Origin of the sequence: Sphingobacterium micropteri (assembly GCF_014692515.1) — a bacterium.
GTDB classification, from domain to species: domain Bacteria; phylum Bacteroidota; class Bacteroidia; order Sphingobacteriales; family Sphingobacteriaceae; genus Sphingobacterium; species Sphingobacterium micropteri.
The window spans coordinates 277,595-296,726 of the sequence record NZ_JACOIK010000007.1; the positions used below are offsets into that span (position 1 = coordinate 277,595).

The following is a 19,132-nucleotide window of genomic DNA, read 5'->3' on the forward strand; positions in this document are numbered from 1 at the left end:
CCGGATTTTTGAGGTATGTAGAAATTCATCCTTAGTATTATCCCTTATCTCAAGAATCCGAAGGGAGGAGGTTTTTGCTTCTTTTTCACGGGGAAAAAGAAGGCATAGCGCCTTTGAAAACAAATTGAGCCGGCCCTTTCAGCCGGACCTCCGTAAATTGATCACCTATTTTGTGAAAACTGATATATAATTGTCCGCCGAGAACACGAATTGGAATTTCTTGGTATCCCTCTAAGCCTTGGTGTAATGCAACGGTCATAGCAGCAGCAGTTGCACCGGTGCCACAAGCTAGTGTTTCATCTTCTACACCACGTTCAAATGTCCGTACGAAATACCCTTGTTCTTCTTGTTCGATAAAATTGACATTGATACCTTCTTTTTTGTACGTTTCATTATTCCGGATCGCGGATCCTATTTCATAGACATTCTTGTGCTGGAGATCACTGATCCAAGTAACGTAATGAGGAGAGCCGGTATTCAACACATAGGCGTCGCCATCACGCTGTATAGCGGAGACATCAATCATTCCTAAATCAACTTGGTTGTCTTGGATGATGGCTTGATGCTCTCCGTCGACTGCCAAAAAGACAGTTTTTTCTTGAATAATCCCTAAGTCGCGAGCGAAAGCGACGATACACCTCCCCCCATTGCCACACATACTTGCTTCTCCGCCATTGGCATTATAATAAATCATTTCGAAATCAAAATTTTCATTATTTTGAAGAAGCATTAAACCGTCTGCACCAATTCCAAATCTTCTGTCACATATCGCTTTTACTAAATCTTCGTTTTCGCGGTCGAAAAAACCGCTTCTATTGTCGATAAGCACAAAATCATTTCCGGCACCTTGATATTTCGAAAATTTTATTTTTCTATCCATTTGTTTGATTTTTTTATCAAAAATTAATATTCTTGTTACAATACAGCGTTTGATTGTTAAATCATGTTAAAAACCAGATTTATGCCTTTTCGTTAACATTTTTTAACTGTCAAAACTTCCCATGCAATTTCTAATGGTACTACATTTGAACAAGCCATAAAACAAAAGTAAAAGAAAATATTTTTAAAGATAAAAGATCATTACAGTAATTAAGACAATGAAGAAAATAGGAATGAGTTTATTAATAGCTGCCGTTGGAGGTGCGGTGGCTATCGGAGGGTACAAGCTCTTCGAAAATAAGCAAAACGAGCAAATGACCTTCGAAGAGAAACAAAAGGTTTATTTTGCCAATAATCCGGGGAGCGAAATCTTGTCGTCGACAGGGAATCCAGATTTTACAGAAGCTGCTGCAGCGGTTTCACCAGGTGTAGTGCACATCAAGGTGACGATGACACGGCGGGCATCGCAGGGAGGTGGAGGATCTCCTTTCGATATGTTTGAAGAGTTTTTTGGGATGCCGCAGCGCCGTCAACAGCAACAGCCTCGACAAGCAACTGCTTCCGGATCTGGGGTCTTGATTTCACCTGATGGCTACATCGTTACGAATAACCATGTGGTGGAAGATGCAGATAAAATTGAAGTGAAACTAACGGATCAACGAACATTCGAAGCAAAGGTTATCGGTAGAGATGCTGATTTCGACTTGGCGTTACTTAAAGTTAGTGCATCTAGTCTGCCTTTTGTGAAATTCGGTGATTCAGATCATGTGCGGATCGGTGAGTGGGTTTTGGCAGTTGGTTACCCTTTGAGTTTGCAATCTACAGTTACGGCCGGTATTGTTAGTGCAAAAGGACGACAAATCGGTATTCTCGGGGAGCAAGGACAAGGTTCGCCATACGGTTATGGACAGCCCCAAGAGCCCATCGTGCGGACTGCGGTAGAGTCGTTTATCCAAACAGATGCGGTTATCAATAAAGGAAATAGCGGTGGAGCATTAGTAAATACACGCGGAGAGTTAATTGGAATCAATGCGGCTATTGCTTCTCCTACTGGTGTCTATGCGGGTTATGGGTTTGCCATTCCGGTCAATTTAGTGAAAAAGATTGTGAATGACTTTAAGGAATTCGGTACGGTGCAACGTGGCTATGTCGGCGTGAATTTCCGTGAGGTAAACGCGGCTATTAGAGAGGAATTTAAGATTGATGATATTCATGGTCTGTACGTGTTTGATGTAGTGAAGGATGGAGCAGCGGCAGCGGCGGGTATCCAAAAAGGGGACGTACTGACGAAGGTGGAAGGAAACATCATTTATTCGTCTTCTGACTTACAGGAGCGCGTAGCACGGTTAAATCCTGGAGATAAACTAAAACTTACCTACAAACGTGACGGGAAAGAACGTGATGTGACGGTTACCCTAAAAGCACAGGATACCAAGAAATCTGCTACAGAGGAAGAGGCGAGTGCGAGTGCAACAGAAATCTTCAATAAGTTGGGTGCCAGCTTTACGCCTGCTTCCGATGCACAGAAGAAAAAATTTGGTGTAAACTCGGGTGTAGTGATCACACAGGTGCACCGTGGTGGAATGTTTGAGTACTTTGGCGTGGAGAGGGGCTTAGTGGTAACACATGTAAACGGAAAGCCTGTCAATAGTGTGGACGATGTAGAATCGGCATTGGGTAGCACCAAACGAAATATTGTTCGTGTTACCGGCGTTTCGGAAAGTGGAACGACGGAATTCAACTTCCCGATACAGTATTAGTAAGGATCGTCGATTACTTCATAAAATAAATACGCGTCATCTGCTGAAAAAGTAGATGACGCGTTTTTTATCATATAGGTATCAACTTTCTGGATTACCTTTTTGTATTCAAAAGAATAGCGTTATTTTAGAAGCATGAAGATTTTGATGGTTTGTTTAGGTAATATCTGTCGATCGCCACTGGCACATGGCGTAATGCAGCATTTAGTAGAACAGGAGGGGTTAGACTGGGAAATAGATTCCGCGGGGACGGGCGATTGGCATGTGGGACATCAACCAGACAAGCGTTCCATAGCGGTGGCTAAGAAATATGGGGTGGATATAACGCAACAACGAGCCCAATGGTTCCAACGAGATTTTTTTGAACGCTATGATCACATCTATGTGATGGACAATAACAACTTTCGAGACGTTACAGCACTGGCCGAATGTGATGAAGACAGGGCCAAAGTACGTATGTTTTTGTTGAAAGATATCGTGCCAGATCCCTATTTCGATGAAAATCAGTTTGAGCCTGTGTACCATATGATTGAGAAACGCTGTCGCGAACTTATTCGTGAACTGCGTAAATAATTCCCTACTTTTGCTAAGATATGAAAGCATCGGAGATTAATAAAAAATGGACTGAACTACAGCGCGTTATTGCAAGTGATTTCGATATGGAACTTCCCGATATTAAGGTTATGCTGTTTCTCATCGGTGTTCAAGAGCTGGGAAAAGGGCCACAGCAGTTTTCCAAACGGCAAAAAGAAGAGCTTATGCATATTGCTACTTGTCGTTTGTTTAGCGCTATGGGCTTCTACGAACTGAAAGGATTGGATGAAGAAGGGTGGCCGCATTGGGATTTAGTAAAGGCCATTCCCAACTATACGTTGTTAGAACAAGAGATGATTCTAAAATCGTTGATTATTGATTATTTTGAGGATACCTATACCTTATCGTAATTTGTAGTTATGAAGAAATATTTTAAGGAGATAGGCATGCTTATGTTGGGCATGTTTCTGGTTACAGGGGCGTGGGCGAAAATACCGCAATATCATTATGTATCGATAACAACCGATAAAGGTGCGTGTTTATTGAAGCTGTATAACGAAACACCCAAACATCGGGATAATTTCGTTAAATTGGTTAAAGAGGGTTACTATGAAGATTTGATGTTTCATCGGGTTATCCAGAACTTTATGGTGCAGGGTGGCGATCCTAACTCACGTTATGCCGCACAGAAGCAGTCGCTTGGGGATGGCGGATCCGATTACAAGATTCCAGCAGAGATTCAGGAAGGCCTTATGCATAAAAAAGGAACAATCGGTGCTGCACGAGATGATAACCCGGCAAAGCAGTCCTCGGCTTCTCAGTTTTATTTGGTACAGGGACGCGTGTTCTCATCTGCGGCATTAGATTCTTTAGAAGAGTTTCGATTGAAAGGAAAGAAGCTGACTGCACAGCAAAGAGAACTGTATTCGACGATTGGAGGAGCACCGCACCTAGATGGAAATTATACCGTGTTTGGAGAACTATTGCAAGGCGTAGAAACCATCGATAAGATTGCGGTTGTAGAAACAGATGAACGAGATCGTCCATTGGAGGATGTGCGGATGTCGATGAAGTTACTGACTAGAAGAGAGGCTTTAAATCTTGAACGGGAAATGGAAGGACTCTCTCCCAAGACCGGCTTTTTGACTAAGTTTTTTGATCTTTTCCACCCGCGGTATTATTGAGGGATGAAGTTAACCTCTTAACTCTTTAACTTCTTAACAATTAAAAAAATGAAGATCATAACCTATAACGTAAACGGCTTGCGCGCTGCTCTTAAAAAAGATTGGTTGGGCTGGATGAAAATAGTGAATGCAGACGTCGTTTGCTTGCAGGAAATTAAAGCTACGCAAGACCAAATTCCAGAAATTCTCTTATTGGAACAGATGGGATATGAACACTATTGGTACCCGGCGCAAAAGAAAGGATATAGTGGTACGGCTATTTTTACGCGGATTACACCTAAGCATGTGGAATATGGTTGTGGGCATGAAGATTATGACTTTGAAGGGCGTACCATTCGTGCTGATTTTGACGATGTATCCGTGATGAGTGTATATTTCCCTTCTGGAACAACGGGTGATATACGACAGGACTTCAAATACCGTTTCTTAGATGATTTTCAGATATATAGTGATAAGCTCTTGCAGGAAAAGCCAAAACTAGTGATTTCGGGTGATTATAATATATGCCATCGTGCCATTGATATTCATAATCCAAAGTCCAATGCAAATAGCTCTGGATTCTTGCCAGCGGAACGTGAATGGATGGAAAATTTTATCAATTCCGGATATGTAGACTCCTTTCGGCATTTAAACCCCCAACCGCATCATTATACTTGGTGGAGCTATCGTGCAGGGGCACGAGCGAGAAATCTCGGCTGGCGGATTGACTATAATATGGTTTCTACCTCGTTGGCAGACAGCATAGTTAGGGCAGAGATTATGCCTTCTGCTGTGCATTCCGATCACTGTCCGGTGTTGTTGGAACTTCGATAAAACAATAAATAGTTTTACCCGATAATACAAGAAACGAGCTGATGCTCATCCAATGGTTTGCTTAAGATACAGTCGAAGACATACGTTTGACTTTTCTTCATCTCACCTTCCAGGTGCATCGTGTCGGCGGTGAACGCAAATACTTTAACGTCCTCTTTTTCCGGATTATTCCGGATTTCTCGCAACACATCCCAACCGTCGATCTCTGGCATCGAGATATCTGTGATAACGGCGTCTACGGGGTGCTGTTGTAGGAATGTCAACGCATCCTGCGCTTTTTCAAACGTATATACGTTTGGAAAGTCTTTGAAATAATGTTTTAAATAGAGAATATTGATCCGGTTGTCATCTACTAGCACGAGCTGTACGTCTTTTGGGAGGTCGGCCAACGTATAAGCGTTGGACGCATTGCTTTCCAAGCGTTTTTGATTAATAGGTGCAGACAGGATAAAGGTCGAACCTTTTCCCACTGTGCTGTTTAGGGTAATATCACCCTGAAGTTGCTCCGATAGTAATTTGGAAATATAAAGTCCAAGACCAAAGCCCTTCGTTTTACTCCTGTTGTCCGTCATGTAATATTGACGGAAAATTTGAGATTGGTGCTCTGGTGCGATGCCTAAGCCCGTATCCTTCACTTCTACGAAGAGTGTATCTTGGTTGTTTACTTTTTTTGTATATGCTTTTACGCCGACTTCGCCTTTTGGTGTATACTTTATCGCATTGCTAATCAAGTTAGAGACGATCTGTTTTATGCGGAAAGCGCTGCTGTAAATTTCCAATTTGGGATCAATATCTATTTGCTGCGTTAACGATAGGTTCTTCTTTCGTGCTTGATAGGTGTGCAAGCTTATAATGTCCAATAATAGCCGGTAAGGCGGGAAGTATTCATTTTTTACTTCTAATGCTCCTACCTCTAGCTTGCTAAGGTTTAAGATGTCATTCACCGTACTATTTATGACAGAGATTTCATGCGCTGCAGAATCCAGGTATTCGGGCTGAATAGTATCCTTGCTGCCGTTCTTCCGCAAGATATCGATAATCCCTAGGAGTGAATTAATAGGTGACCGTACTTCGTGGCTTATGTTGGCTAAAACGCTCGTCTTTTCTTCCGCAACTTTTGCGGCATAATCCTTTTCTTTTTCCAGTTTCTTTTCGTAGGTGGTAGCTTTGGATTGGTAGTAAAGAATAAACAGAATCATGAGCAACATAACAGATAGGGAGATGATAAGCTGTCCGCGAAGTTGATTTATATTTTCTTGATAGTGTTCCAAGTCTCTAGCCTCCGCCTCCCGTATCGAGACACGCTCTAATTCTTGTATTTTCTCTACGCCTGTACGTAGATTGTTTAGCAGCAGATAATTTGCTTGTATCAGATTACGCTCTTTTTGCCGCATTACAGCGAAATTTTGCTGTAATGTACGCAGACCTCGGTTATAGCTTGTTTGGTTCTGTACAATCAGGTTCTCGACGTTGCGTTGCAGTACATCAATTTGATGGGCATTAAATTGCTGGGTAATAGCAGAATTTAGCAAGGTATCATCCTTCGCATTAAAAACACGATTGAATAGACTTTGCTTTTTGCGTACCGCGGTATCTACGTTAATCTTGTTAAGGGCGGTATCGTTAAGAATTTTACGCATAACAGCGTCTGTCGAAACATGCCTCGGCGGCATAACCTTTTGGCTTTGGGTTAATGCTGACAGGGAATCCTGTGCCATAAAAACGAGATCATTAACGATCTTTTTAAGTTCTGCGAATTCCCCGGCCAGAAGGTCTCTTTTTTGTATATCAGCATTGCTGTGTTGTAAAGAACTGTTCCCGGTGGGAATGTTGGACAACGTGTCAAGATATAATTTAATCGTATCAAGTTTCGCCCGATATTCGTTGTAGGTCTCTTGATCGAAATCTACCGTATATTGTCTAAAAAGATTATCGGCTTCGCCATAAACCGAAAATAGTTGGTATAATGTAGAAGACTGCTTTAACCCAAATGAATAAGCTGCGTCAAGCCGTTCTTTGACTTTTTGGTAGGCTATATACTGGTAAATAAAGACAATACTTATGTATGCAAAAATGGTAATAATTGCACCGATAAGTACTTTTCGCAGTAAAAATGTTTTCTTACTTTTTGGCACGGCTACTGTATTTAGTGGTAGTTTAACCGTTAAACTTTAGCATGCTGTCCCGCCGGACGGTTTTTATGTTTTCTTTTGCTGATTTTTTCTACATTGACCGGTTGAGGTACTTTTACATAATATCCTGTGCCGTCATAAGGCCGTTTACGAGGATGCTCCATACATACCACCGAACAGCAGCCATCCATTTCCCAACCACACGCATCACATTGTGTGAAATGCTCGTTGCATTCGGGGTTGGCACAATTAATCATCTTCGAAGTCACCTTTCCGCAATTTCTGCATGTAGATACGACAGAGGGATTAACGGTGTTGACGTCTACCGTAACGCGATTGTCAAAAACGTAACACTGCCCTTCGAAATCTTTACCGTCGACTTCCTTACCGTATTTAATGATACCACCATGCAGTTGATAAACATCTTGAAATCCTTCTTTTAGCAATAGCGCAGAAGCTTTTTCACATTTAATCCCGCCGGTACAGTAGGTTAGTATCTTTTTGTCTTTATATTGTTCCAGTTCTTTTATCTTTTCGGGAAATTCGCGAAAGTTCTCTATGTCTAATGTTACGGCATTTTTAAACCGACCTACAGCATGTTCGTAATTGGAGCGTACGTCCAAAATCACGACATCTTCCTGGTCCTTCATCTCCAGGAAATCTTTCGGATCCAGGTGTTTTCCTGTCTCCTTGTTAGGATCGATTATTGCCGGATTACGTAAACCGGAATGGACGATTTCGGGTTTGTACCGACAATGCATCTTAATAAAAGAGGGTTCATCCACATCATCTACCTTAAAATCTGTTTTGCGGAATCGCTCGTCGGCATGGGCTGCATCCATATAGGCTTTACAAGCCTCTGGTGTTCCCGAAACCGTGCCGTTTAGTCCTTCGTCGGCTACGATGATGCGACCTACAAGACCAAGTGATTTACAAAATTCGAGATGTTCTGCAGCAAATTGTTCTGCATTTTCGATTGGACTGTAGCAATAGTACAGTAGTGTTTGATATTTTGCCATATTCATTGATACCGCTGCAAACGGCGTTTAATGTTAAAAAATAATTTAATTGCAAAAATAAAGAAAACTTTCTTATTTCTTTATAAGTGGTTTGAGTAAGTACTCCAAACCATTCAGCTTTATTTCATAAAGGGTTGCCAATTGCATACCGAGTTTACCTTTTGGAAATCCTTTTTGATGAAACCAGTTCAGATAGGGTTCGGGCAGATTACATAGTAACCAACCCTGGTATTTGCCAAAAGGCATTTTGGTATTCGCAAGTTCTACTAATATTTCGGGGTTGAATACGTTATTCTCTTGTTTTGCCATGTTTTAATCGGTATAAAATAAGACGGGCGGCAATAACGCCATGATTAACCACGTTGGCGAACGTACCATAGTACTTTTTAAAGATTGCATAACGTTCTTTCAAGCTTTGTCGGTGGCGTTTTTGAGTTGTTCCTCCCACCAGATATTTAGCCACGTATTGGTTAACGTTCACTATTTTATTAGCCTTTTTTGCAGCGCGGATGACCCAATCGATATCCGCACTGAGCTCGTATTGTAAATCATAAGGCGCGGCAATACTTCGTTTTACGTAAATGGCTTGATGACAGATATTCATGCCATAGCGAAACGACTTCCAGTCAAAATGTTTTGGTGTTTTATGACGGCGATCACCGATAATGTTGCGTTCTGCGTCTATCAATTTCGTTTCGCCGTAATAAATGTCTGCATTTTCTGCAGATGAAAAGACTTTTTCCAGCGTCATGTCTTCATATAATTCATCCCCGGAATTGAGAAACAGGACGTACTCACCAGTGGCGACAGAAAGTCCCTTATTCATGGCGTCATAAATACCCTGGTCCTTTTCCGAAATGACAATAGATACCTCTTCTCTGTATCGGTCTATCACAGCAAGGGTGCCGTCGGTAGAGAGGCCGTCTATAATAATATATTCCAATTCGACATAGGTTTGTTTCATGACCGACCGGATCGTGTGTTCAATGCCATGGACATCATTGTAGACAACAGTGATAATAGAAACTTTCGGTAAAAGTTTATTCATTTGTCGTGTCATTTTCTCCTAAATTTTTTAATTAAAAACCGGATTAAGCGTTCGGCTATATTTCCTTTTCGATGTGCATAAAAATGTTTAATAGCCTCATAAGCCTTTTCGTTCTCCCTGATTTCACGCGGAAAATACTTTACCTTTTGGGTCGCCAGTTCTACATGGTAGACATCGTCTATATCCGAGTGGGTTCCCGAACCGTCTGTTCCGATATTCTGTACCATAGAATGTCGAGGGTAGAGGACTAAACCATCCTGATTGAAGACAGAAAGATACCACCGGATAGCCCAGGAGTTAATCTTTCCCGCTTTATACGCCTTAACCTGTTTCCAAAAATTCTCGTTCCCTTCGATACTAAAACGTCTTATATCTTTCCGCTTGAAATGTTTTGTTAACGCATCGATGTCGGGATTAAATTGGCTCCACGCTCTTTTCCATGTGGCCCAACCCCAACTATTTGCAACCCTAAAAAAGAACGTTTTGGGCAAGCGTTTTGGATTTTCTACTGGATACATATAGCCACTGATCTCCATAACCCGTTCGTCATGCTCGTAACAGTGTAGTGCATCATTGAAATAGGTCAGCGCATAGGGTGCGGTCTCCAAATCATCTTCCAGTATGATAGCTTTGCCATGCTCCTCCATGATTTTGGTAACGCCATCAATTACATTTTCGGCAAGCCCCCAATTTTTTTGACGTTCCATAATCGTTATATGCTTAAAATCCCAAGGTTCGCGGATAATAGCACGAACCTGATTGACATTTTCTACGGCATCCGCATTTTTCGCGGCATCCGAGATAATATATAACAGGGAATCCTTGGCCAATAGATTCTTTTCCAACGCCACAAGCGTCCGTCTAGTGTGCTTAGGACGGTTGTATACAAATAATATGATAGGAGCCGGTGTTTGCATGCATTACAAAGGAACAAAGAATGATTCAAAAACCGTGCTAATATTTATTTAATGTATACGGATACCGTAGAAGGCATACATGTGATACTTTTTTTTGGAGTTGGAAAAAATAATATTAATTTGTTGGTTTATTAAGGTGACTGCAAGGATGTTTTCTTTAAAAAAGATTATTTTAAAATATATACCCTTTGACAAATTTTTAAGTGTTCGATCCTATTCGCAGGAAGGAGAGGACGCCGTTCTATTAGGTTTCTATGAGGGAAGGAAGAAATATAAAGGCTTTTACGTAGATGTGGGGGCCCATCATCCCTATCGATTTTCCAATACCATGGCTTTTTACAAAAGAGGGTGGAGAGGTATTAATATAGAGCCAAACCCACAAGCGATGAAGTGGTTTAGATGGTTCCGAAAACGAGACATCAATCTCAATGTCGGCATAGCTGAAAATAACGGAACACTAACATATTACTGCTTTAATGAACCAGCCTTGAATGGCTTCTCAAAAAGAATATCGGAAGAGCGGAATAATAGAACACGGTATTCTATTGTAAACACAATAGATGTTCCTGTTAGAAGATTAGACGCTATTCTCGATGAATACCTTAAAGAAAACACAGAAATCGATTTTTTTTCAATTGATGCAGAAGGATTTGATTTGGCTGTATTGCAATCTAATAATTGGGATAAATATCGACCTCGCTACATCTTAGTTGAAGACGCTTTTGAAATCGGAATGGTTCCAACTACACCGGTTATAGATTTCCTCAAACAACAAGGTTACCGCATGGTCGCAAAGACCAAAAGAACATTGTTTTTTAGCATGGTGTGACGTGTAACGGAAATCTTTGCTAACTTTATAGCTTCAATGTCTTTGCATGAGCGAGAATATCAAGCAAAATACCCTTAAAGGATTGTTTTGGAATGCTATCGACCGATTTGGATACCAATTGGTGATAACGGTGGTGGGTATTATCATCGCTCGTATATCTCCGGTGGAAGATTTCGGGTTAGTAGCAGTTTTGATGATTTTTACCGTAATCTCGACTGCAATCGTAGATAGTGGGTTGGCTACCTCACTCGTGCGTTCCACCCATGTAGATGAAAAAGACTACTCCAGTATGTTTGTTTTCAATCTGGTTGGGAGTGCGGTAGTGTATCTTCTACTGTTTTTTTTAGCGCCTGCTATCGAACGCTTTAATAATATTGATAATTTAGCCTTCTATGCTCGAGTGCTGTTTCTGCAATTGGTGGTACATTCGTTCGGTATTGTGCAATACGTCAAGTTGTTGAGAAATTTTGATTTCAAAAAAACAGCCCGAATCAATGTCCTTTCGGTAATATGTATGGGAATAGTATCTATTTCCTTGGCGCTGATGGGGTTTGAGGTATGGGCCGTTTTGTTGCAGCCGTTGTTTTATTCCATCTTTCGAACCTCTCTGTTGTGGATATGGGGAAATTGGCGAATAAGCTTATTCTTTTCGGGTAGCTCTTTGCGCCGGCATTTGCAATTCTCTCTTTCCTTTATGGTCGGGAACGTATTGGGTAAGTCCTTCTCCTCGATTTATTATTCCTTTATCGGGAAGCATTTTACCACAGAGGAAACGGCTTACTATTATCAAGGAAACAAGTGGGGCGAGACACCTAATCTACTAATTTCCTCTATTATTCAAGGAACAACACTGTCAACCTTGGCTCCAATTCAAAACGACTATTCTCGGTTTTTGAATGCTTGTAGAAAGACCATGCAGACTTTAGCCTTCATCGTCTTTCCGGTGAGCTTCTGTGCTATTGCTGTTGCACAACCGGCTTTTGTCACTTTTTTGACTGATAAATGGAATCACTCCATACCATATTTTCAATGGTTGTGCTTTGCGGGGATATTTATTTCGTTAACGGATCTAAATGTTAATTTTCTGAATATCAAAGGGAAATCCAATTATACCCTATGGTTGGAACTGTCCAAATTTGCAATTGCGATACTTGTTCTGTGGGCAACTTATCGTTTTGGCATTCTATATATTATCTATGGACAGCTAGCTGTACGGCTGTTGCTTTATTTTGTGAATACGATGGTGAGCGGGACAGTGTACGGTTATGGTTTCTGGAAACAGCTTGGGGATATCTTTCCTGCTTTTCTAACAAGCTTAGCAGCTTTCCTGGCTGCTCGGGGAATAGCATATTGCATAGTAGATGTGCCGCATTTAGTTCTGCTATTAGTACAAAGCACTATATTTGTGCTGGTATATATTACAGGAAGTCATGTTTCGCGCAACGTCGTATGGCTGGAATTGCTGGAAATAGGAAAACGTAAATTACCGAAGCAGAAATAATGGAAACAATACATGGAAATTGGGTAGGGTATGGAACTGTTTTTTATAACGAAAAGACAGGAGCCGTTAGTACATCTATAGAAGATGTTATCGACTACAGCAATTTAGAGATAGACGTAAACGGACTAGCCGCATACCTGGATTATGGTTATGCTGTATTTGGGCGAACAGCGGTTAAACATGTAAGGTATCTCTTGCCAAACGAAATGTTATCTGTTGTCGACGGTAAAGTCCAGATAACGGAATATGAAGACCGTATGGTGGACGAATTGGGAAAGCGTTCAAGAGAAGAGGATGTCTTAGGGATGATGGAAGAGCGGATAAATAATTGGGCTGCGTCATTTCAAGAAGATATTCTGATTCCGACTAGTGGCGGTTTTGATTCACGGTTGTTGAATGTTCTGTTAAAGGATCGCCGCAGGATTCGCGCCTATACGTATGGAACATCTTTTAACCAAAATCTTTCGCGTGAAACTGTATATGCAAAAGCACTATCCGAGCGGTTAGGAATACATTGGCAACGGATTGATCTTGGAGAGTTTAATAATTACATTGCCGAATGGTACGCGTTATACGGTGTCTCCATTGCAGCGTCTGGCACCTATCATCTTGAATTTTATAAGCAAATATCCGATCTTGAAAATCATAGAAAACTACATTTGCTCAGTGGTATTATAGGTGATGCATGGGCTGGCGCATTTACTGTCCCCGAAGTTAAAACAATAGCTTCATATCGGACACTAGGACATACTCATGGTATGAGTGCAGATGTAAAACAGGCCGTAGAGGCAGATTATAAGGATGAGTTGGTAGCACCTTTTTTTGAAAAACAAAAGGAATTTTTAAAGATACCAGAATATCGACTGCTAACCACGATGCGTACGAAGATGATGATGTTGCAGTTTTTGGTAACCTTACCGCCTCACTATGGCTTTGACAGCTATTCTCCTTTTTTGGAACAGGATATTGCTTTTGCGATGCTAAATCTCGCGCCAGAAAGAAGAGCAAACAGACAATGGCAACGCGACTTCTTTAAAAAATATAACGTGCTATTTGAAGAGGAAAAACATCGATATACCTATCAGAATTCGCTCAATTATTACGCACTTCTTCATCACCGGTTGGAACCCTTAAATGTTTCGTTGTTGAGAGAGATTATACGCCCTGCTTATCTGGAGTGGATTAATACAACATTAGCATGTATAAATTGGAAAGAGCGTGTCTTCCAAATGTTAATGCATACCCCGAAAGTCAAAGAAGGACTAAAACTATTGGGTTTTAAAAATAGCTTGATACAAGCTTATTTTGCTTATATAACCATCAAACCTTTAGAAATCATGTTATTGAAAAGAAATGCATCATAAGTTACTTTTCGTCGGCGATATTGTTTTGGAAACGGAGCCTGTTTTATCTACAGAACTTCAAGAGATATTTGCGAAGAATGTCATCCGCTCCTGTAATGTGGAGGCTCCTCTACGCGGTAAAGGGCAAGCTATTGAAAAAACCGGTCCATTGCTGAACCAACGTCCCGATGCCGCACGTTTGCTCCAGACGATGGATTTTAATTTATTTGTGATGGCGAATAATCATATCTTTGACTATGGTGAAGAGGCCATGTTTCATACGATATCATCGTTAGGTAAAGAAGAGACAATCGGAGCGGGAGATAAGGAGCAAGCCTACCGACTGTTGGTGAGAACAATAGATAATATCCGTTATGGCTTTTTGGCTTATGGCGAAAGCGGCTATGGAGCGTTAGACGGAAAGAGCACATTAGGATATGCCTGGGTAAATCACCCAAGGGTAAATTCGGATATAGCGGCATATCGGGCAACAGTCGACATGTTGATTGTACAGGTGCATGCAGGTGTCGAAATGATCGATGTGCCTATCCCCGAATGGCGAGATCGATATCGGGAATTGATAGACTGCGGTGCTGATATCGTGATAGGACACCATCCACACATTGTGCAGGGAGTGGAATATTATAAAAGCAAGCCTATTTTTTATAGTCTGGGTAACTTTTATTTTGATGGTATTGCGAACACGAGTATATGGAATACAGGGGCTATCTTACAATTAGAGGTGAAGGATGGGCAGCTGTCTGAGTTTGATTTTCATTTAGTGGAGAAGAGTGGACAAAAGCTTGTACTAAAACCGCAAAACGAATCGAAAGAAATATTGGAAAAACGAAGTGAGATGATGTCCAATGAATCGGAGTACCTGGAATATATTAACAAGGTTGCTGTACAGGAATGGCAGAAACATCACTCCAATTATTATGCAAAAGCTTTCAACGGATTATCTAGTTATACATTTCGTTCGTTATTGAAGCATGTTAAGCGGTTAATTTTCAATAGAAAAATAGATTATAACATCATGTGGCACAATCTAGCTATCGAAAGTAATCTTTGGATCGTTCGACGTGCCATTGAAAGACTTCATCGACAAAAATAGCCTCCCCTCCTTATCTCACCTCAATCTGGTGCGCAAACTCCCTTAATTTAGGATGTTTGGGGTCGAGATCCGTAACTAAATAGGTGACGTCTCGTAGAGGGGCGACACGCATTTTCTGATTAGAATTCAATTTTTCTGCAATACTTAGGATGGCGAGGTTTTTAGAACATTTAATCATTGCGCGTTTAATTTGCACAACTTCCCAATCCGAATCCGTAATACCTTCGTCCAGTGACAAACTGTTTGTTCCAAGTAAACAGAGATCTACTCGTAAGTCAGAAAGCTCATTGATAACCTGTGCACCCGAAACAATGTTTGTGTTCCGAGATAATTTCCCACCGATAAGAATGACATCAATGTTGTCCTTCTCTGCTAATTCCAGTGCAACGAGCGGACTAATGGTGAAGAATGTACATTGAAGATCGTTCGGAACTGATCGTGCCAATTCAATCATGGTTGTTCCACCACCCACTAATACGGTCATCCCACTTTGTATTAATCCAATAGCCTTGTGGGCAATCTCTTTTTTTGATTCTTTCGCATACACATTCCCTTCCTGAAAAGGGAATTGAAAAGATTTGGATAAGGCACCTCCGTATACTTTTAATACCTGTCCGTTCTCGGCCAGTTCGTTTAAATCGCGTCGTATGGTGTCTTCGGACACGTTCAATTGTACACTTAAGTCGGACGATAATACCTTGTTGTGTAGGTTTATCTGGTGAATGATATAGGCTTGCCGTTCTTCTTTTAGCATAATATCTACTTTTATCTTCTTTTTCCCCGTGAAAAAGAAGCAAAACCGATCCCGCCATTTGGCGGGGAGCTCATGGACATCAAAATAAACACTTGTCCATAAAACTCGCCACTTTAAAATTTGATGCGTCCCTCTACCCCGCACTTCTCCCGCATCGAGAATAGTTTTGAATGAAGGGGTAGTGCATCAATGATATTTCTACATATCCAAAATTTCACATGTGGCATTTAGGGGCTAAGGGTGGAACAATACAATTGCATGGGTCCTTCCTTAACTTTAATTGTCGCATCCAGATGTTTGAGGTATGTAGAAACTCATTCTTCGTACTATCCACTATCTCAAACATCTGAAGCGACGAGTTTTTTTGCATACTTTTTTTGAGGTAAAAAAAGTATGAGCCAGTCGCGGCTTGAGCGACTAAATCAATCCTCTTTTAAGGAGTAATTCAGCGATTTGCACCGCATTGGTTGCTGCTCCTTTTCTAAGGTTATCTGCCACAACCCAAAGATTTAATGTTTTGTCTTGCGACTCATCACGACGAATACGGCCAACTAAAACCTCGTCTTTACCATGTGCATCTTTTGGCATCGGATATTGGAGATTAGCAGGGTCGTCAACCACAATAACACCCTCTTGTGCGGCTAGTATCTGACGAACTTCAGCTAGGTCGAAATCATTTTCGAATTCGATATTTACTGCTTCTGAATGTCCTCCCATAACCGGAATACGCACCGTTGTGGCCGTAACACGAATAGAGTCATCACCCATAATCTTATTCGTTTCCTGAATCATTTTCATCTCCTCTTTTGTATATCCATTGTCTTGGAATACATCGATATGAGGGATAACGTTTAAGTCGATTTGATAAGGGTATGCTTTTTCCCCATCTTTTCCCGCCCGCTCATCCATCAATTGATTAACAGCTTTTACACCTGTTCCAGTGACAGATTGATAGGTGGATACGACAACACGTTTAATGGTATATTTTGCGTGTAGCGGTTGGAGTACAACTACCATCTGGATAGTCGAACAATTTGGGTTTGCAATGATCTTATCCGCTGCGGATAGTACATCACCGTTCACCTCCGGAACAATTAACTTCTTGGTTGGGTCCATACGCCATGCCGACGAATTGTCCACTACAGTAATGCCTGCTTCGGCAAACTGTGGCGCATATTCTGTTGAAGTGCCACCGCCTGCAGAAAATAACGCTACATCAGGTCGGAGTGCAATAGCTTCGGCTGGTGTAACGACCTTGTACTTCTTCCCCTTAAACTCGATTTCCTTGCCCTTGCTCCGTTCCGATGCTACAGGAATCAACTCTGTTACCGGGAAATTACGTTCCGATAAAACGGTCAAAATCTCTGACCCTACAAGGCCCGTTGCGCCTACTACTGCAACTTTCATAATTGAATTTGTTTTATTTGTTTATGATATTAAATAATTTACAATAAATTAAGATACCAAAAGTAAGAAAATAAAAATAAATTTTGCAATTTATTGCACACAACGCAACGTTTTTCCATGAAAATTTACAGATTTATAATTCTGGTAAAAAAGGATAAACGAAGCAATCGATTGCTGTCCAATTTTGCCTAAAAAATGCGCTAACTTTGTTTCAATGAAAGAGCGTATACTCATGATTGGTTCGAATGGCCAAATTGGATCGGAGTTAGCAACAGCACTTCGTCGTAAATTCGGTACAGAAAATGTTATCACTTCAGACATTCGGGAGCCGACGGTCTTAAAAAAAGACGAAATTTTTGAAATTATCAATGTGTTGGACAAGCCTGCATTAACGGATTTGTTTGAAAAATATAAACCTACACAACTTTATCTGCTTGCAGCTATGCTTTCTGCAACCGGTGAGAAATATCCGCAAAAAGCTTGGGACCTCAATATAAATGGTCTATTAAATGTGTTGGACTTGGCGGTCGAATTGGATATTAAAAAGATTTTTTGGCCTAGTTCTATTGCTGTTTTTGGTCCACATTCTCCCAAACAAAACACGGATCAATATTGTGTGATGGATCCTGTTAGTATATATGGCGTCAGTAAACTAGCAGGCGAAAGACTTTGTGAATACTATCATCATAAATATAAGTTGGACATCCGCAGCGTTCGCTATCCGGGTATTATCTCCTGGAAGACTGCGCCTGGAGGAGGAACAACGGACTATGCTGTCGATATTTTTATCGAAGCGTTAAAGTATGGTAAATATACCTGTTTCCTCTCCGCCAACACGGCTTTGCCAATGCTCTATATGGAGGATGCGGTGCGTGGAACGATTGAACTAATGGATGCACCTATAGAACAAATTTCCATCCGTTCAAGCTATAATCTCGGTGGATTATCGTTCACTCCTTCGGAGATTGCCAAAGAAATTAAAAAAATTCTTCCTAATTTTGAAATGTCTTATGTTGATGACGACCCTCGTCAAGCAATTGCTGACACGTGGCCGGCAAGTATTGATGATACCTACGCACGCCGGGATTGGAGTTGGGAACCAAAATTTGATTTAGCGTCGATAACAGAAGACATGATTGCGAACCTCAAAACAAACGTATAGAAAAATGGGCAGAGCCTTTGAATTTAGAAAAGAAAGAAAATTTAAACGTTGGGCCAAAATGGCCGTACAGTTTACACGCTTAGGAAAAGAAATAGCCATTGCGGTAAAAGAGAGCGGTCCACACCCCGAAAATAACTCGCGTTTGCGTACAGCTGTTCAAAATGCGAAAGCAGTTAACATGCCGAAAGATCGTGTTGAAGCAGCGATTAAAAGAGCTTCTGAAAAGGACGCGAAAGGATATGAAGAATTTGTATATGAAGGATATGGTCCACATGGCGTACCGGTTTTGATAGAAACGGCAACCGATAATACCAACCGTACGGTAGCTAACATCAGAAGTTATTTTACGAAATCAGGTGGATCATTGGGTAAAACAGGATCACTTGACTTTATCTTTCAACGGAAATCGGTATTCCGTTTTGAAGCTGCGGAAGATATTGATGTGGAAGAATTGGAACTGGAACTTATCGATGGGGGATTGGAAGAATTATATGTAGAAGCTGATGAAGAAGGTAAGGATATTGTCGTCGTCCAAACTTCATTTGAGGATTTTGGAAATATGCAAAGCCTTTTAGAAGAAAAAGGAATTGAAGTGAAATCTGCCAAATTAGAACGTATTGCCCTATCTCATACTTCATTGAATGAAGAACAAGCTGCCGATGTCCTCAAATTAATCGACAAGATTGAAGAAGACGATGATGTACAGGCGGTGTATCATAATATGGATTAGAGGAGT

At 41.0% G+C, this 19,132-nt stretch carries 19 protein-coding genes; 11 read left to right on the forward strand and 8 right to left on the reverse strand.

What is annotated here, in order from left to right; translation table 11 throughout:
* Positions 1-85: 85 nt before the first annotated feature.
* Positions 86-880 carry a diaminopimelate epimerase gene (dapF, locus tag H8B06_RS11575; protein ID WP_190994430.1) on the reverse strand — a complete coding sequence of 265 codons (795 nt, stop codon included), beginning with the start codon at positions 878-880 and terminating at the stop codon, positions 86-88.
* 232 nt (positions 881-1,112) lie between these two features.
* Between dapF and H8B06_RS11580 the strand changes: the two genes are divergently transcribed.
* The 5 genes from H8B06_RS11580 to H8B06_RS11600 all read left to right on the forward strand — a co-directional run bounded on the left by H8B06_RS11580 (position 1,113) and on the right by H8B06_RS11600 (position 5,170).
* Positions 1,113-2,639 carry a Do family serine endopeptidase gene (locus H8B06_RS11580; RefSeq protein WP_223857634.1) on the forward strand — a complete coding sequence of 509 codons (1,527 nt, stop codon included), beginning with the start codon at positions 1,113-1,115 and terminating at the stop codon, positions 2,637-2,639.
* Positions 2,640-2,774: 135 nt separating this feature from the next.
* Entirely contained in the window at positions 2,775-3,212 is a 438-nt protein-coding gene (locus tag H8B06_RS11585; protein ID WP_190994432.1) for a low molecular weight protein-tyrosine-phosphatase, read from the forward strand.
* Between the two features lie 20 nt (positions 3,213-3,232).
* Complete coding sequence (locus H8B06_RS11590) at positions 3,233-3,583, forward strand: hypothetical protein (RefSeq protein ID WP_190994433.1); 351 nt, start codon at positions 3,233-3,235, stop codon at positions 3,581-3,583.
* A gap of 9 nt (positions 3,584-3,592) precedes the next feature.
* Complete coding sequence (locus H8B06_RS11595) at positions 3,593-4,357, forward strand: peptidylprolyl isomerase (RefSeq protein ID WP_190994434.1); 765 nt, start codon at positions 3,593-3,595, stop codon at positions 4,355-4,357.
* A gap of 48 nt (positions 4,358-4,405) precedes the next feature.
* Positions 4,406-5,170, forward strand: a complete 765-nt coding sequence (locus H8B06_RS11600; RefSeq protein ID WP_130142042.1) for an exodeoxyribonuclease III — start codon at positions 4,406-4,408, stop codon at positions 5,168-5,170.
* Between the two features lie 14 nt (positions 5,171-5,184).
* Here H8B06_RS11600 and H8B06_RS11605 read toward each other — a convergent pair whose 3' ends face one another.
* The 5 genes from H8B06_RS11605 to H8B06_RS11625 form a co-directional block, all read right to left on the reverse strand.
* Entirely contained in the window at positions 5,185-7,305 is a 2,121-nt protein-coding gene (locus H8B06_RS11605; RefSeq protein ID WP_190994435.1) for an ATP-binding response regulator, read from the reverse strand.
* Positions 7,306-7,334: 29 nt separating this feature from the next.
* The gene (trhO, locus tag H8B06_RS11610) at positions 7,335-8,321 is read right to left on the reverse strand and encodes an oxygen-dependent tRNA uridine(34) hydroxylase TrhO (RefSeq protein WP_190994436.1); all 987 of its coding nucleotides are present in this window, start codon (positions 8,319-8,321) and stop codon (positions 7,335-7,337) included.
* Between the two features lie 72 nt (positions 8,322-8,393).
* Positions 8,394-8,630: a DUF3820 family protein gene (locus tag H8B06_RS11615; RefSeq protein WP_190994437.1), complete on the reverse strand. Its 237-nt coding sequence runs from the start codon at positions 8,628-8,630 to the stop codon at positions 8,394-8,396.
* Complete coding sequence (locus H8B06_RS11620; RefSeq protein WP_190994438.1) at positions 8,611-9,369, reverse strand: glycosyltransferase family 2 protein; 759 nt, start codon at positions 9,367-9,369, stop codon at positions 8,611-8,613. The genes H8B06_RS11615 and H8B06_RS11620 overlap by 20 nt, the downstream gene beginning before the upstream one ends.
* 8 nt (positions 9,370-9,377) lie before the next feature.
* Positions 9,378-10,286 carry a glycosyltransferase family protein gene (locus H8B06_RS11625; RefSeq protein ID WP_190994439.1) on the reverse strand — a complete coding sequence of 303 codons (909 nt, stop codon included), beginning with the start codon at positions 10,284-10,286 and terminating at the stop codon, positions 9,378-9,380.
* Between the two features lie 148 nt (positions 10,287-10,434).
* Here H8B06_RS11625 and H8B06_RS11630 point away from each other — a divergent pair, with 148 nt between their 5' ends.
* The 4 genes from H8B06_RS11630 to H8B06_RS11645 are packed head-to-tail and all read left to right on the forward strand — an operon-like array spanning position 10,435 to position 15,073.
* Complete coding sequence (locus tag H8B06_RS11630; protein WP_190994440.1) at positions 10,435-11,115, forward strand: FkbM family methyltransferase; 681 nt, start codon at positions 10,435-10,437, stop codon at positions 11,113-11,115.
* A gap of 46 nt (positions 11,116-11,161) precedes the next feature.
* On the forward strand, positions 11,162-12,616 hold the full coding sequence (locus H8B06_RS11635) for a lipopolysaccharide biosynthesis protein (protein WP_190994441.1): 1,455 nt from the start codon (positions 11,162-11,164) through the stop codon (positions 12,614-12,616).
* Positions 12,616-13,980: an asparagine synthetase B family protein gene (locus H8B06_RS11640; protein WP_190994442.1), complete on the forward strand. Its 1,365-nt coding sequence runs from the start codon at positions 12,616-12,618 to the stop codon at positions 13,978-13,980. Before H8B06_RS11635 ends, H8B06_RS11640 begins: the two co-directional genes overlap by 1 nt.
* The gene (locus H8B06_RS11645) at positions 13,970-15,073 is read left to right on the forward strand and encodes a CapA family protein (RefSeq protein WP_190994443.1); all 1,104 of its coding nucleotides are present in this window, start codon (positions 13,970-13,972) and stop codon (positions 15,071-15,073) included. The genes H8B06_RS11640 and H8B06_RS11645 overlap by 11 nt, the downstream gene beginning before the upstream one ends.
* Before the next feature lie 10 nt (positions 15,074-15,083).
* On the opposite strand, the gene H8B06_RS11650 is transcribed toward H8B06_RS11645, so the two are convergent.
* Positions 15,084-15,827, reverse strand: coding sequence for a DeoR/GlpR family DNA-binding transcription regulator (locus tag H8B06_RS11650; RefSeq protein WP_130142032.1), 744 nt, complete (start codon positions 15,825-15,827; stop codon positions 15,084-15,086).
* A 417-nt stretch (positions 15,828-16,244) separates the two neighbouring features.
* On the reverse strand, positions 16,245-17,234 hold the full coding sequence (locus tag H8B06_RS11655) for an aspartate-semialdehyde dehydrogenase (protein WP_190994444.1): 990 nt from the start codon (positions 17,232-17,234) through the stop codon (positions 16,245-16,247).
* A gap of 214 nt (positions 17,235-17,448) precedes the next feature.
* Between H8B06_RS11655 and H8B06_RS11660 the strand changes: the two genes are divergently transcribed.
* Positions 17,449-18,396, forward strand: a complete 948-nt coding sequence (locus H8B06_RS11660; RefSeq protein ID WP_190994445.1) for an NAD-dependent epimerase/dehydratase family protein — start codon at positions 17,449-17,451, stop codon at positions 18,394-18,396.
* Positions 18,397-18,400: 4 nt separating this feature from the next.
* Entirely contained in the window at positions 18,401-19,126 is a 726-nt protein-coding gene (locus H8B06_RS11665) for a YebC/PmpR family DNA-binding transcriptional regulator (protein ID WP_190994446.1), read from the forward strand.
* The last annotated feature ends 6 nt before the right edge of the window (positions 19,127-19,132 follow it).

Excerpts from the sequence above, each read along its gene's own strand:
- trhO (WP_190994436.1), bottom strand. The coding sequence starts at position 8,321 with ATGGCAAAATATCAAACACTACTGTACTATTGCTACAGTCCAATCGAA.
- H8B06_RS11580 (WP_223857634.1), top strand. The coding sequence starts at position 1,113 with ATGAGTTTATTAATAGCTGCCGTTGGAGGTGCGGTGGCTATCGGAGGG.
- H8B06_RS11635 (WP_190994441.1), top strand. The coding sequence starts at position 11,162 with ATGAGCGAGAATATCAAGCAAAATACCCTTAAAGGATTGTTTTGGAAT.
- H8B06_RS11630 (WP_190994440.1), top strand. The coding sequence starts at position 10,435 with ATGTTTTCTTTAAAAAAGATTATTTTAAAATATATACCCTTTGACAAA.
- H8B06_RS11590 (WP_190994433.1), top strand. The coding sequence starts at position 3,233 with ATGAAAGCATCGGAGATTAATAAAAAATGGACTGAACTACAGCGCGTT.
- H8B06_RS11660 (WP_190994445.1), top strand. The coding sequence starts at position 17,449 with ATGAAAGAGCGTATACTCATGATTGGTTCGAATGGCCAAATTGGATCG.
- dapF (WP_190994430.1), bottom strand. The coding sequence starts at position 880 with ATGGATAGAAAAATAAAATTTTCGAAATATCAAGGTGCCGGAAATGAT.
- H8B06_RS11620 (WP_190994438.1), bottom strand. The coding sequence starts at position 9,369 with ATGAATAAACTTTTACCGAAAGTTTCTATTATCACTGTTGTCTACAAT.
- H8B06_RS11585 (WP_190994432.1), top strand. The coding sequence starts at position 2,775 with ATGAAGATTTTGATGGTTTGTTTAGGTAATATCTGTCGATCGCCACTG.
- H8B06_RS11595 (WP_190994434.1), top strand. The coding sequence starts at position 3,593 with ATGAAGAAATATTTTAAGGAGATAGGCATGCTTATGTTGGGCATGTTT.
- H8B06_RS11650 (WP_130142032.1), bottom strand. The coding sequence starts at position 15,827 with ATGCTAAAAGAAGAACGGCAAGCCTATATCATTCACCAGATAAACCTA.
- H8B06_RS11600 (WP_130142042.1), top strand. The coding sequence starts at position 4,406 with ATGAAGATCATAACCTATAACGTAAACGGCTTGCGCGCTGCTCTTAAA.
- H8B06_RS11665 (WP_190994446.1), top strand. The coding sequence starts at position 18,401 with ATGGGCAGAGCCTTTGAATTTAGAAAAGAAAGAAAATTTAAACGTTGG.
- H8B06_RS11615 (WP_190994437.1), bottom strand. The coding sequence starts at position 8,630 with ATGGCAAAACAAGAGAATAACGTATTCAACCCCGAAATATTAGTAGAA.
- H8B06_RS11655 (WP_190994444.1), bottom strand. The coding sequence starts at position 17,234 with ATGAAAGTTGCAGTAGTAGGCGCAACGGGCCTTGTAGGGTCAGAGATT.
- H8B06_RS11645 (WP_190994443.1), top strand. The coding sequence starts at position 13,970 with ATGCATCATAAGTTACTTTTCGTCGGCGATATTGTTTTGGAAACGGAG.
- H8B06_RS11625 (WP_190994439.1), bottom strand. The coding sequence starts at position 10,286 with ATGCAAACACCGGCTCCTATCATATTATTTGTATACAACCGTCCTAAG.
- H8B06_RS11640 (WP_190994442.1), top strand. The coding sequence starts at position 12,616 with ATGGAAACAATACATGGAAATTGGGTAGGGTATGGAACTGTTTTTTAT.